The sequence below is a fragment of the Hanstruepera ponticola genome, from assembly GCF_012931685.1.
Taxonomy (GTDB): Bacteria; Bacteroidota; Bacteroidia; order Flavobacteriales; family Flavobacteriaceae; genus Hanstruepera; species Hanstruepera ponticola.
This window is the reverse complement of sequence record NZ_JABANC010000005.1, coordinates 161,585-174,483: the sequence shown is the minus strand read 5'-3', so window position 1 is coordinate 174,483 and position 12,899 is coordinate 161,585. Positions and strand designations below refer to the sequence as shown.

General features: G+C 33.7%; 13 protein-coding genes. 6 read left to right on the top strand and 7 right to left on the bottom strand.

Annotated features, from left to right (window positions below; genetic code table 11):
* Nucleotides 1-2 precede the first annotated feature (2 nt).
* Nucleotides 3-710, bottom strand: coding sequence for a DUF4197 domain-containing protein (locus HGK31_RS12385; protein WP_191860357.1), 708 nt, complete (start codon nucleotides 708-710; stop codon nucleotides 3-5).
* A gap of 285 nt (nucleotides 711-995) precedes the next feature.
* On the opposite strand from HGK31_RS12385, the gene HGK31_RS12380 reads away from it, so the two are divergent.
* The 3 genes from HGK31_RS12380 to HGK31_RS12370 all read left to right on the top strand — a co-directional run bounded on the left by HGK31_RS12380 (nucleotide 996) and on the right by HGK31_RS12370 (nucleotide 6,097).
* Complete coding sequence (locus HGK31_RS12380; RefSeq protein WP_191860355.1) at nucleotides 996-4,442, top strand: methylmalonyl-CoA mutase family protein; 3,447 nt, start codon at nucleotides 996-998, stop codon at nucleotides 4,440-4,442.
* 68 nt (nucleotides 4,443-4,510) lie between these two features.
* Nucleotides 4,511-4,942 (top strand): hypothetical protein, encoded by a 432-nt coding sequence (locus HGK31_RS12375; RefSeq protein ID WP_191860353.1) that lies wholly within the window; start codon nucleotides 4,511-4,513, stop codon nucleotides 4,940-4,942.
* A 201-nt stretch (nucleotides 4,943-5,143) separates the two neighbouring features.
* A complete protein-coding gene (locus HGK31_RS12370) occupies nucleotides 5,144-6,097 on the top strand; it encodes an alpha/beta hydrolase family protein (RefSeq protein ID WP_191860351.1) in 954 nt (317 codons plus the stop codon).
* 2 nt (nucleotides 6,098-6,099) lie between these two features.
* On the opposite strand, the gene HGK31_RS12365 is transcribed toward HGK31_RS12370, so the two are convergent.
* Nucleotides 6,100-6,495 carry a hypothetical protein gene (locus HGK31_RS12365; RefSeq protein ID WP_104736204.1) on the bottom strand — a complete coding sequence of 132 codons (396 nt, stop codon included), beginning with the start codon at nucleotides 6,493-6,495 and terminating at the stop codon, nucleotides 6,100-6,102.
* A 119-nt stretch (nucleotides 6,496-6,614) separates the two neighbouring features.
* Between HGK31_RS12365 and HGK31_RS12360 the strand changes: the two genes are divergently transcribed.
* Nucleotides 6,615-7,058, top strand: a complete 444-nt coding sequence (locus HGK31_RS12360) for an Lrp/AsnC family transcriptional regulator (protein ID WP_104736205.1) — start codon at nucleotides 6,615-6,617, stop codon at nucleotides 7,056-7,058.
* A gap of 2 nt (nucleotides 7,059-7,060) precedes the next feature.
* Here HGK31_RS12360 and HGK31_RS12355 read toward each other — a convergent pair whose 3' ends face one another.
* Together HGK31_RS12355 and HGK31_RS12350 are read right to left on the bottom strand one after the other, a co-directional pair.
* Entirely contained in the window at nucleotides 7,061-7,555 is a 495-nt protein-coding gene (locus tag HGK31_RS12355; protein ID WP_191860349.1) for a hypothetical protein, read from the bottom strand.
* The gene (locus tag HGK31_RS12350) at nucleotides 7,548-8,765 is read right to left on the bottom strand and encodes an MDR family MFS transporter (RefSeq protein WP_191860348.1); all 1,218 of its coding nucleotides are present in this window, start codon (nucleotides 8,763-8,765) and stop codon (nucleotides 7,548-7,550) included. The genes HGK31_RS12355 and HGK31_RS12350 overlap by 8 nt, the downstream gene beginning before the upstream one ends.
* Before the next feature lie 229 nt (nucleotides 8,766-8,994).
* On the opposite strand from HGK31_RS12350, the gene HGK31_RS12345 reads away from it, so the two are divergent.
* On the top strand, nucleotides 8,995-9,597 hold the full coding sequence (locus HGK31_RS12345) for a DUF1684 domain-containing protein (protein WP_191860346.1): 603 nt from the start codon (nucleotides 8,995-8,997) through the stop codon (nucleotides 9,595-9,597).
* On the opposite strand, the gene crcB is transcribed toward HGK31_RS12345, so the two are convergent.
* Both crcB and HGK31_RS12335 read right to left on the bottom strand, forming a co-directional pair.
* Nucleotides 9,594-9,965, bottom strand: coding sequence for a fluoride efflux transporter CrcB (crcB, locus tag HGK31_RS12340; protein WP_191860344.1), 372 nt, complete (start codon nucleotides 9,963-9,965; stop codon nucleotides 9,594-9,596). The two genes, HGK31_RS12345 and crcB, sit on opposite strands and share 4 nt — an antisense overlap.
* On the bottom strand, nucleotides 9,965-10,984 hold the full coding sequence (locus HGK31_RS12335) for an SRPBCC family protein (protein WP_191860342.1): 1,020 nt from the start codon (nucleotides 10,982-10,984) through the stop codon (nucleotides 9,965-9,967). Before HGK31_RS12335 ends, crcB begins: the two co-directional genes overlap by 1 nt.
* Before the next feature lie 335 nt (nucleotides 10,985-11,319).
* Between HGK31_RS12335 and HGK31_RS12330 the strand changes: the two genes are divergently transcribed.
* On the top strand, nucleotides 11,320-11,706 hold the full coding sequence (locus tag HGK31_RS12330) for a pyrophosphohydrolase domain-containing protein (protein ID WP_104736212.1): 387 nt from the start codon (nucleotides 11,320-11,322) through the stop codon (nucleotides 11,704-11,706).
* Nucleotides 11,707-11,733: 27 nt separating this feature from the next.
* Here the strand turns inward: HGK31_RS12330 and HGK31_RS12325 are convergent, their stop codons facing one another.
* On the bottom strand, nucleotides 11,734-12,804 hold the full coding sequence (locus HGK31_RS12325) for a branched-chain amino acid aminotransferase (protein ID WP_191860340.1): 1,071 nt from the start codon (nucleotides 12,802-12,804) through the stop codon (nucleotides 11,734-11,736).
* Nucleotides 12,805-12,899 lie beyond the last annotated feature (95 nt).

The following is a 12,899-nucleotide window of genomic DNA, read 5'->3' as shown; positions in this document are numbered from 1 at the left end:
ACTTAATCCTGTAAAGCAAAAACTTTGCGTAATAAATCAGTAGTTCTAGATGATAGTTTGGTTCTAATTTCTTTTTCCTCAACAGCAATCATTTTGTAAACACCTTCAAGTGCTTCTTGTGTTACATAATCTGTCAAATCCGGATTCACGTTGTTAGTAAACGGAATAGCATTGTATCTATTAATTAAATTAGCCCAAATATCATCAGCTCCAACTTTTGCAAATGAATTATTAATTACTGGATGAAATTTATTATAAAGACTTGTCTGTGTTCTACTTTCTAGGTAGGTTGTAGCGGCTTTATCATCACCAAGGAGAATGTTTTTTGCATCATTAAATGTAATTCCTTTAACGGCATCTACAAAAATAGGTGTTGCTTCTCCAACGGCATCTTCAGCGGCTCTGTTTAAAACCTTAAGACCCTCATCTGCTAAATTACCTAAACCAATATCTCTTAATGCTTTATCAACTTTTTGGAGTTCTTCAGGCAGAAGTATTTTGACTAATTCATTTTTATAATACCCATCAGTTTGAGTCAATTTGCTCACTTGTTTGTCTATACCTTGGTCAAGCGCTTCTCGCAATCCAGAAGCTATTTCTAGGTTACTCACACCAGTAGTGTTTTCAGGCAATTCATTAATAACTTGCTGTAATTCTGAACATGATGTTATTGAAACAATACAAATTAGGGCCATTAGTTTTTTATACATGGGATAGTATTTTTTATATTAAACAAAGATAAATGTATTCTTATGAAACCGGTTCAATTATTGTGCCTAAACTTCATTCTTAAGTGAGTCTGTTATAAGAAAAATTGAAATTTCATTCAAATCTTGAATCTATATTTGTTTTTTGAAACATTGAATAATTAGATTTTGTTTTCCAAATGTAGGCAGTCTTTTTGAGCCTTGGATTGTTAGATAATTATTAAAAACAACACAATATTTTTGAATATTTCGTAATTTTGCCGCACTAAAAAATCATATCGATAATTCATGAAACAAGTCGCACCATATAAACCAAAGCATAAAGTTAGAATCGTAACAGCAGCATCCTTATTTGATGGTCACGATGCCTCAATTAATATTATGCGTCGTATCATTCAAGCAACTGGTGTTGAGGTTATTCATTTAGGTCATGATAGAAGTGTAGAAGAAGTTGTTAATACAGCTATTCAAGAAGATGCTAATGCTATTTGTTTAACATCATATCAAGGTGGACATAATGAGTATTTTAAATACATGTATGACCTTTTAAAAGAAAAAGGTGCTGGTCATATAAAAATCTTCGGTGGTGGAGGTGGTGTTATTTTACCTTCAGAAATCAAAGAACTTATGGATTACGGAATTGACCGTATCTATTCGCCTGATGATGGCCGTGAAATGGGATTACAGGGTATGATTAATGATTTGGTTGAGCAATCTGATTTTGCTATTGGTGACTCACTTAATGGTGAAGTAAACAATTTAGCCACTAAAAACCCTAGAGATATTGCTCGTGTTATTTCTTCTGCCGAAAATTTTCCTGAAGTAGCGAAAGGTGCTTTAGACGAAATTCACAAAAAGAATAAAAATTCAGTAACGCCTGTTTTAGGAATAACAGGAACTGGTGGCGCTGGTAAATCATCATTAGTTGACGAATTGGTTCGTCGTTTTTTAATTGATTTTCCAGATAAAACAGTTGGATTAGTTTCTGTTGACCCATCAAAACGTAAAACTGGTGGTGCTCTTTTAGGCGATAGAATTCGTATGAATGCTATTAATTCACCACGTGTATATATGCGTAGTTTAGCAACACGCCAATCTAATTTGGCACTTTCAAAATATGTAAACGAAGCAGTTGAGGTTTTGAAGGCAGCAGAATTCGATTTAATTATTTTAGAAACTTCAGGTATTGGCCAGTCTGATACCGAAATTATAGAGCATTCAGATTTATCACTGTATGTCATGACGCCAGAGTTTGGAGCGGCAACACAGTTGGAAAAAATTGATATGTTAGACTTTGCTGATTTAGTCGCAATAAACAAATTCGATAAACGTGGATCTTTAGATGCCTTACGTGATGTGAAAAAGCAATATATGCGTAACAATAATCTTTGGGATACACCTCAAGATCAATTACCTGTTTTTGGAACTATTGCTTCTCAATTTAACGATCCAGGAATGAACACGCTTTATAAAGCGGTTATGGATAAATTAGTTGAGAAAACCGATGCTGATTTAAAATCTACGTTTCATATTTCTAATGAAATGAGTGAGAAGATTTTTGTTATTCCACCAGCTAGAACGCGTTACTTATCAGAAATAGCAGAGAATAATCGTGGCTATGATAAAACTGCCAATGAACAAGTTGAGGTTGCCCAAAAATTGTACGGTATTTATAAAACTATTTGTTCTGTTGCTAATGTCACGTCGAGCGCAGTCGAGACGTCTTTTTTAAGCAAAGTTGGATTAAATGAAGATGAGATCCTGAACCAAGTTCAGGATGACAATTCTAAAGATTTTTTAAGATTATTGCTTAAAGAATTTGATCGTGTTAAATTAAATCTAGACCCTTATAACTGGGAAGTTATTACTGGTTGGGATGAAAAAGTAAATAAATATAAAAATCCAGTTTATTCTTTTAAAGTTCGTGATAAGGAGATTAAGATAGAAACGCATACTGAATCGCTTTCACATACCCAGATCCCTAAAGTAGCGTTGCCAAAATATCAAGCTTGGGGTGATATTTTACGATGGACATTACAAGAAAACGTGCCCGGTGAGTTTCCGTACACTTCTGGTTTGTATCCATTTAAGCGTACTGGTGAAGATCCCGCTAGAATGTTTGCAGGCGAGGGAGGTCCAGAACGTACCAACAAACGATTCCATTACGTGAGTCAAGGTATGCCGGCTAAACGTTTATCTACCGCTTTTGATAGCGTAACGTTATATGGAAATGATCCAGATTATCGTCCAGATATTTATGGAAAAATTGGTAATGCAGGTGTTAGTATTTGTTGTTTAGATGATGCTAAAAAACTCTATTCTGGTTTCAACCTTGCAGATGTTATGACATCTGTAAGTATGACTATTAATGGACCAGCACCTATGTTACTCGGCTTCTTTATGAATGCAGCTATTGATCAACAATGTGAGATTTATATCAAGGAAAGTGGTTTAGAAAAAGAGGTTGAAGCCAAGATTGAAAAAATTTATAAAGATAAAGGTGTTGACAGACCAAAATACAATGGTGATTTACCAGATGGTAATGACGGTTTAGGGTTAATGTTATTGGGTGTAACTGGCGATCAAGTCTTACCTGAAGCTGTTTACAACGACATAAAAACTAAAACTATTTCTCAAGTTCGAGGAACCGTTCAAGCTGATATTTTAAAAGAAGATCAGGCTCAAAACACCTGTATTTTTTCAACAGAATTTGCATTGCGCTTAATGGGTGATGTTCAGGAATATTTTATTGAAAATAATGTGAGAAACTTTTATTCAGTTTCAATTTCTGGTTATCATATTGCTGAAGCAGGAGCCAATCCTATTTCGCAGTTAGCATTCACGTTGGCAAACGGATTTACGTATGTAGAGTATTACTTATCACGAGGAATGGACATTAACGCTTTTGGTCCCAACCTATCCTTTTTCTTCTCAAACGGAATCGATCCCGAATATGCGGTGATTGGTCGTGTGGCGAGGAAAATTTGGGCAAAAGCTCTAAAAAATAAGTATGGTGCCAATCCACGTGCGCAAATGTTGAAATATCATATTCAAACATCAGGACGTAGCTTACACGCGCAAGAAATTGACTTTAACGATATTCGTACAACACTTCAAGCATTGTATGCTATATACGATAACTGTAATTCATTACATACCAATGCCTATGATGAAGCCATTACAACGCCAACTGAAGAAAGTGTACGTCGTGCTATGGCTATTCAACTTATTATAAATAAAGAATTGGGTTTAGCTAAAAACGAAAACCCGATTCAAGGCTCATTTATAATTGAAGAATTAACTGACTTGGTTGAAGAAGCTGTTTTAGCAGAATTTGATAGAATTACTGAACGTGGTGGTGTTTTAGGTGCTATGGAAACCATGTATCAACGTAGTAAGATACAGGAAGAGAGTTTGTATTACGAAACCTTAAAGCACAACGGTGAATTTCCGATTATAGGTGTAAATACATTCTTAAGTTCTAAAGGTTCACCAACGGTTCAACCAGCAGAAGTTATTCGTGCTACCGAAGAAGAAAAAGAATATCAGATAAAAACGTTAGAAAATCTTCATAAAGGTAATAACACTAAAGAACTATTGAAAAATTTACAAATGAAAGCCATTAACAATCAGAATATTTTTGAAGCTTTAATGGATGTATGTAAAGTGTGCTCATTAGGACAGATTACAGAAGCCCTGTTTGAAGTTGGGGGACAATATAGAAGGAATATGTAATTGATAGGAACTAAAAAAATAACATGTAAATATTTAAGCTAATTAGAGGTTAAGAAATGAAAATATTATTGAGAATTTTAGTAATACTGTTGAGTGTTTTTTTTCTTTTTAGATGTTCATCAGATGATGCTAATAATAGTTCGGACGATGAAGTATATCTTGAAATAGCTAGGAATAGAATTATTGATGGAGATTGGATAGCAACTTTTTTCTTAGATAATAGCCAAAATAGGACATTAGAGTTTGAGGAGTATAGTTTTAATTTTCATAATGATAAGAGCATTGAGATTACATATGATCTGAACAATTATGTAGGTTCTTGGAATGTATTTGTTGTTGATGAAAAATTAAAGTTTCACATGATGATCGACGTCCCCGATATAAACATCCTGTATGAATTGAATGAAAATTGGGAGGTGCAATATATATTAGAAGATCGAATTGTCATAAAAAAATCTGAACTTGTTGATAGCAAAATCTTACATTTTAGTAAGAATTAAATTTATACTAATAAGGATTACTTTAGACAGTATAAACATAATATAGTCTAGCTAAAAAGTAAATTTTTCAAAATATTTTCAAGATCCTAAAGGAAGTTTATAAGATGTTTTTTAGGTCAGACAACCCAAGACTTATATGAAGTAGGCGGTCAGTATCGCAGAAATATGTAAATTGTAAAACAATCAATTTATCAAGTTTCGATGTATAAATATTTTTTAGCACTACTACTGGTTTTATGCGTTAATTACAATTCCTATTCCCAAGACGGTAAAGTTGTTAATAAGAAAGCTTTTTTTATTTCAGACACTATAGTCAATCGCATCAGTACTTTTGATGCTGATTTGGCGGAAAAATTAGGTGAGCTTAATTTTTACAAGATTACATATTTATCAGATGGTCTAAAAGTTACAGCCTATTTAGTCGAACCAAAATCCAAAGGTTTGTTTCCATGCATTGTTTCCAATCGTGGTGGAAATCGTGATTTTGGGCAGTGGTCTGAAATAAGTGTAGCCTACTTTTTAGGTAAAATGGCAACTTGGGGATATGTAGTTATTGCTAGTCAATATAGAGGAAATGATGGAGGTGACGGCATGGAAGAATTTGGTGGAAAAGATGTTAACGATGTTTTAAATTTAGTAAACACCTTAAAAGAAATCCCAAAAGCAGATACGAATAGAATTGGGATTCAAGGAGGCAGTAGAGGAGGTATGATGACTTATTTAGCATTGAAAGAAAGTTGTGAATTTAAAGCGGCTGCAGTTACTGCTGGTGCGGCAAATTCATTTGCAAACATCCAGAGTAGACCAGAAATGGAAAAGCGTGTATATGCTGAACTTATTCCTAATTATTGGGACAAAAAAGAATCAGAATTAAAAGCGCGATCTGCAGTTTATTGGGCAGACGCCATTTGTAAAACTACACCACTTTTAATTATGCATGGTAGTGCAGATTGGCGTGTGTTACCTGAAGAATCTATGGAATTAGTTGAAAAGCTTTACAAATCAAAACATCCAACCCGTTTTATTTTATTTGAAGGAGCCGATCATGGTATTCGTGAGTTTCGTAAGGATATGTTTTATGAAATGAAACGTCACTTTGATTATTATGTTCGTGATTTGAATGCGCTACCCAATATGGAACCTCATGGTAGATAGTGCTACAACGTTAACATCCAGCTACGTTGTAATTTTTTAAATTTTTTTAATTCAGAGTTTAATAGTGGTAGATAATCTTTACCATTGCTATTACATTGCTCTAAACGTTTAATATTTTTGTTGAGTAAATATGTGAGTCGTTTAATTGAAGCTATGTGCTTATATTTTTTATCAGAAAAACGTTCTTGTTCTGCTTTAACAATTTCAGGGGCTAAAGACACTGATTGTTGCACAATATCACCTGAAAAATAGATGTGGTTATCCTCTGAACCATCTTGCAATAGGGCTGATAAATCTTGATTTAAATACGTCGAAATACTTCGAGAAAGTGTAATGATATCTATAGCCTTTTGATAAATAGGCAAGTAGTACAGATTTGATGGAATATTTGGTAACATGTTTCTAATAGCAATTTTACCAAAATTAGTGACAAGAAATGGTATTTTACTTTCGTTATTAAGGTAAAATTGTATATTTGATTTAATTATTAAGTTATTTTAATTTAATTACTTTAAAAATGAGTATAGACTCGCTTAACTGGAAGATTTTGAAATGCTTACAACAGAACGCACGCTTATCCAATGCTGAAATTGGACGTCAAGTTGGTATTAGCTCACCTGCAGTTTCTGAACGGATAAAGAAAATGGAAGACCTGGGGATTATTCAAGATTATCACACCACAGTTTCCCCATTTGAAGCAGGGTATCAGCTAAAAGCTTTAATAACTATTCGAGCTTTTATGGGTATGTTGAAACCATTTTTAGATAAGGTAAAAACCTATGATGAGGTTATTAATTGCTACCGAATTACCGGTAACGAAAATATAGTAATGGAAGTTGTTTTAAAAAACCAAAAACACCTAGAAGCTTTTATTGATCAATTGATTGTCTATGGCGAAACTAAAACACAAATTGTATTATCTCATGTTATAAAGCATAATCCAGTTAAGCCTATGAAATAAGTTTAATCATCATCACCATTCAATGGGATATCATCATCAGGATCATAATCGTCAAAATCGATTCCAGGCGGATTAAACAAACCCCAACGATCAATAGTATAATTCCAGGGGTCAAATGTTTTTACCCATTCAGCAAATAAAACTCTGAATTCTTCCATCTCATTTCGCAATACTTCTAAATATTCGATGTCTTTAAATCCAAAATGCTCTAAAGTTGATAAATCGGTTAATATATCTTTAGCAGCCTTTCTAATTATGGCTGCATGTTCCATTTTAATATCGTAAAAAACATCTTCGTCAGAAGCTTCTACAATGTTCGACGGAATAGCCAATGAGTTATCGACAAGATAGTTTATACTGTCATCTATCATTTTGCCATCTTCTTCAGTTTCAAAGAACATCTCTGATTCCATAGTAATTTCAACAATGGAATCAACGAGTGTTCTGATACTTTCGGCTTTTTGAAATATTGGTAGATTTTCCCAAGGTCTATCCATAACTTAATTCATTTTTAGCTTTTAAATATCGCTTTAATATCCATAATAACAAAGCACAAATCATACCAAGCCCAGTCATAATGTACCACGTATTATCAAAACCAATATTATCAACCAACTGCATGCCAGCATTGTGACCAAAAATATGAGCAATGGAAAATGAAATGGTATAGAGTGCCATGTACTCACCCTGATTTCCTTTTTTGGCACGTTCCATCGCAAAAGCATTAGAAAAAGGAAAGGCAATCATTTCTCCTACAGTCATAAATAACATGCCTATGAGTAAGATACCAATCCAAGGCGTCATATTCAACACCAAAAAACTCATAGCCGTTAAAAATGCGCCAATGAGCATGAGTGTAGCTTTTGATATTTTAATATTTTCTAGCCATTTTATAAGTGGCATTTCTAATAGGAAAATAAATGCACCGTTTAAGCCAAGCAGTAAACCAATCTCCAATTCAGTAAGCTTGTGTACATCTTTATAATATATGGGCATGGTAGAAAAATATTGCAAAAATATAATTCCAAACAGGGTCATTGATACCAAGAATATCCAGAAAGCTTTGTCTTTATATGCTGATTGCGGATTTTCATTAATGACCGTATCTACTGGCTTTGCTTTTTTTGGATGTAACACCTGAATTAACAGTAATGTTGCCAATATACAAGTGATACCATCTACCCAAAACAAACCACTATAACTCATAGTCGTTATAATGAGTCCGCCAACCGCAGGTCCAGCTGAAAACCCGAGATTTATTGCTAGACGAATAAGCGTTACACTACGTGTTTTATTTTCCGGTTTACTGTATGCGCTTAAAGCCACAAACATAGCAGGACGAAACATGTCGGCAACAAGCATTACTAAAAATATACCCAGGCACAGCGATGCAAAAGTGTTTAGAAACTGTAAACCAATAAAGAGCAATCCTGTTGTTAAAAGACTTCTAACCATGACTTTATAGTAGCCAATTTTATCAGTCAATTTACCGCCAAGCCAGGATCCTACAAATGAACCTAAACCAAAGGCTGTCATAATCCAACCGACATCTTTGGGTTCAAAATGTAAATCTTCGGTGAGATATAAAGACAAAAAGGGTATAACCATGGTGCCAGCTCTATTAATAAGTGTGATAAGGGCGAGCCACCAGATTTCTTTTGAGAGACCTTTAAATGTGCCTAGATAGTTAAAATAAAGTTTTTTCATTTTGATTGATTGTTATAAAAATAAAAAGTCCGACGTTATCGTCGGACTTTTCTATATTGTTTAATTATATGTTTATATCATCATAATATATAGCGTGTCCAACTTCTTTCCCAAGAGGTTTGTCTTTGCGTATATTTCACGATACAGTTTTGCATAATTTTTTCTAAATGATACTCAAAACTAGGTAAAAAAACTTTAAGTTGTATTTTTGAAATGAAAAAATATCACAATGAAACACATACTTTTACTTTTTTTAGCGATTTCTGCTTTAACATGTGCTCAAGATAAAGAGCCTCTTTTAGGTGAAACAGATTGGCAGCGTCAAATGAATGCTGATTTTAAAGACGCCACAAAATCGCCATTAGAAGATAGAGATAGAAAAGATTTTAAAGGCCTTGATTTTTTTAAGTTTGACTCTGCTTATGTTGTAAAAGCAAAACTAAAAAGAACACCAGATGAAAAACCTTTTAAAATGAAAACAACAACAGAACGGTTGGCCAATTATGTCAAGTATGGTGTCATTACTTTTGATTTGAAAGGGAATCAGCACGAGCTTAATATTTATCAAAATCTGGATTTGTTAGAAAAGCCAGGATATGAAGATTATTTGTTCTTACCGTTTTTAGATAATACCAATGGTGAGGAGAGTTATTCAGGTGGGAGATATGTGGAAGCTAGGATTCCAAATGATGATACTATTTTAATAGATTTTAATACGGCATACAACCCATATTGTGCTTACAATGAAAAATATTCATGTCCTATAGTTCCAAGGGTAAACTATTTAGATGCTGAAGTAAAAGCTGGCGTAAAAGCATTCCATAAGCATTAAAGCCATTTGATTATATACAGGCCAAAAAAAACGGCTAAAAAGCCTACAATAAAACTGGCAATAGTATAAACTGCAAAACTTGTAAAATCACCAGACTTTAATAAAACATGGTTTTCATAAGCAAATGTTGAAAATGTTGTAAAACCGCCACAAAAACCCGTAGCTAATAACAGTGTCTGGTTAGAGTTGAGCGAATTGTTTTTTGCTGCAAGGCCCAAGATAATACCGATAAGTAAACTACCTAAAATATTAGCAGCAAATGTTCCATATGGAATACCAGTATCAGGACTGTTCAACCATTTCCCAATAAGATATCGAAGCGCACTCCCAACGCCACCGCCAATAAATACTAATAAAAGACTTTTCATTATTCTTTTATGGCAACATAAATTTCAGTAATCCAATCGGCTGGATTTGGTTTGGACTCTGGATTGGTTAAATATACTTCTAACATAGGGCCAGTTTCAGTTGGAACTAATTGATAATTTTCAATATACTTAAACGTTTCATCCCAAGCCTCTTTAAGGTTTTCGTAATCTCCTTTTAGAGTTGTTCTAACCGCTTTAAAAGGCTCTAATTGACCTGTTAAAATATCATTTTCTGTGGTTATAACCTGCATGGTTGTAGGTATGCAACACGAAAAAATCACTGCATTGTTTTCCTCATCCCATTTATGATAGTTAACAAATGGAGCTCCAGCCATAGCAATTCGATTTTTTTTGGCATAATTACTAATTTTAGGAAGCATTTCAGTCATTTGATTTTTAAGATCATCCATTTTGCAGGATGTTGTGTTGTAAATATAATAACCGCCACCATGATTGGCAATACCATCTACTTTTATAGAATATTTCATCATAGAAGCCACAACAATACTATCAAGTTTTTCTAAACTACGTTCATAGTCAGGGCCAATCATATTGTCAAAGCCGCCCTCAAATATGGCTCCTGCTTTAAAAAGAAACGGAATATTATCACTGCTCATTTTCCAAGTGACGTTAGTTCCCTCATCAGTTGGTTCAAATTTCCAAGTTACTTTGGAAGGATCAAAATCTCCAAATTGTAATTCCTGTTCAATGGTTTGATTCGGATTTGTGGATATTGTTTTCATCCTACCATTTCCGTGTGAATCTACCCATGAATAGGAGCCGCCAACACCAAAAGTGCTATCGTTTAAAGTAATAACTGTTTCTGGATCTTTTTCGACCCACGAAGACCAAGCTTCCCAATTTTTAAAATCTATAACATTGTTATAAATAACAGCTGCAGGTGCTTTGATTGTTCTGGAGCGCTCAACTTCAAAAGAGTTTGGTTGAACAGCAATATAAATGGAAAAACCAATAGCTAAAATGAGTATGAGAAATAGAAGATACTTTAATGCTTTCATTATTTGGTAAGTTGTAGTGTTTATCAAATATAATCAAATTATAAAGATAATGAATGACGGACCAAATAGTTATTTTATTGAAAAAGCCACTTAATCGCTACTATGAAAAGGATAAATGAAATAAAGGCCAACAATACCCAAATACTGCCTTTGTAATATTTTTTATGGAGCTTTGTGTCTTTTCTATAGGCATAAATGAGGACGCCTATAAAAGCTATGGCAAATAAAATTCCAAAAACTAATTGACCTTTTGTAAACATATACTTAATTTTATGCAAATTTATGAATAATAGAACGAGATTTCCATATTTGTGGAAATGAAAAATAATTAATTAATGAAAGAAAAAATAGAAGCGGTCAAAGCTTTCCATACAGCCTTTAAAATTGGTCATCGGGAGACGCCTAAAGCAGATTTAGGATTGGAAAAAAACATGTTACGTTATAAATTAATGCGTGAGGAAAACGAAGAATACCTTGAAGCTGCAAACAACAATGACTTGGTTGAGGTTGCTGATGCTTTGGGAGATATGCTTTATATATTATGCGGAACCATCATTGAACATGGTTTGCAACATAAAATTGAAGACGTTTTTAATGAAATTCAGCGCAGCAATATGAGTAAATTGGGCGAAGATGGTGAGCCAATTTACAGAGAGGACGGGAAAGTTTTAAAAGGCCCTAACTATTTTAAACCGCATATAGAATCCATACTGAACAAATAAAAAAAAGCAGCCAACTGGCTGCTTTTTTTATTTAACTGAATATCTCCAGTTATGTTTATCTTCCAAAAGATTATGTTGTATTTCTAATAATTGCTTTTTAAATAATGAAGCAAAGCTGTCATCGGTATTAGGAATCTCAAATGTTTCTCCAGCATGTTCAAATGCCGAAACGGGACTAATAACTGCAGCAGTGCCTGTTCCAAAAATTTCTTTTAACAAACCATTATGAGCAGCCTCCTTAATCTCACTAACGCTAATACGTCTAACCTCTATATCAATATTGTTATCTTTAGCCAATTGAATCACACTTTTTCTTGTAATACCATCAAGAATCCTGTCACTGGTAGGAGCAGTAATTAAGGTATTATTGATTCTGAAAAAGATATTCATCGTTCCAGCTTCTTCTAAATACTCATGTGAGTTAGCATCTGTCCAAATAATTTGTTGGAATCCACTTTTTTGAGCCAAACTTGTTGGATAAAACTGTGCTGCATAATTTCCAGCAGCTTTGGCAAAACCAACGCCACCATCAGCAGAACGACTGTATTTTTCAGCAATTAATACACGTACAGTACCTGTATAATAAGCTTTTGCTGGTGAGCAAATAATCATAAATCTGTAATTACTAGATGGTGCTGCTGCAATGGCAGAATCTGTAGCAATTACAAATGGTCTAATGTATAACGAATTGCCTACACCAGGTTTAACCCAATCCTTATCTAGATTTAACAAAGTAGTTAAACCGTTCATAAAATATGCTTTTGGAAATTCAGGAATTGCTAATCTAGCTGCTGATTTATTAATACGGCTATGGTTGTCTTCTGGACGAAATAAAAACACCTCACCATTATCGTCCTTATAGGCTTTCATACCTTCAAAAACTGCTTGTCCATAATGGAATACGCGAGCCGAAGGGTCAATAGTCATGGCTTGATATGGCATTATTTTAGGTTGTTGCCATTTGCCATCAACAAAATCACAAGTAAACATATGGTCAGTGAACACACGTCCAAAATTAATGTTTTCAAAATCTACATCTTGAATTTTACTCTTTTCTGCTTTTACTATATCGATTTCGTAAAGGTCTGTTTCCATCATTATAATTCTGTTTTTTGGTCATGCAAAAGTACTTAATTTCAACCTTATAAAAAACAAAATAATTCCTTAAATAAATTGTATATTTGGAGCAAATT

Coding starts and splice junctions, on each gene's coding strand:
- HGK31_RS12330 (WP_104736212.1), top strand. CDS start 11,320: ATGAAAGAAAAAATAGAAGCGGTCAAAGCTTTCCATACAGCCTTTAAA.
- HGK31_RS12360 (WP_104736205.1), top strand. CDS start 6,615: ATGAGTATAGACTCGCTTAACTGGAAGATTTTGAAATGCTTACAACAG.
- HGK31_RS12355 (WP_191860349.1), bottom strand. CDS start 7,555: ATGGATAGACCTTGGGAAAATCTACCAATATTTCAAAAAGCCGAAAGT.
- HGK31_RS12380 (WP_191860355.1), top strand. CDS start 996: ATGAAACAAGTCGCACCATATAAACCAAAGCATAAAGTTAGAATCGTA.
- HGK31_RS12335 (WP_191860342.1), bottom strand. CDS start 10,984: ATGAAAGCATTAAAGTATCTTCTATTTCTCATACTCATTTTAGCTATT.
- HGK31_RS12370 (WP_191860351.1), top strand. CDS start 5,144: ATGTATAAATATTTTTTAGCACTACTACTGGTTTTATGCGTTAATTAC.
- HGK31_RS12325 (WP_191860340.1), bottom strand. CDS start 12,804: ATGATGGAAACAGACCTTTACGAAATCGATATAGTAAAAGCAGAAAAG.
- crcB (WP_191860344.1), bottom strand. CDS start 9,965: ATGAAAAGTCTTTTATTAGTATTTATTGGCGGTGGCGTTGGGAGTGCG.
- HGK31_RS12345 (WP_191860346.1), top strand. CDS start 8,995: ATGAAACACATACTTTTACTTTTTTTAGCGATTTCTGCTTTAACATGT.
- HGK31_RS12365 (WP_104736204.1), bottom strand. CDS start 6,495: ATGTTACCAAATATTCCATCAAATCTGTACTACTTGCCTATTTATCAA.
- HGK31_RS12385 (WP_191860357.1), bottom strand. CDS start 710: ATGTATAAAAAACTAATGGCCCTAATTTGTATTGTTTCAATAACATCA.
- HGK31_RS12350 (WP_191860348.1), bottom strand. CDS start 8,765: ATGAAAAAACTTTATTTTAACTATCTAGGCACATTTAAAGGTCTCTCA.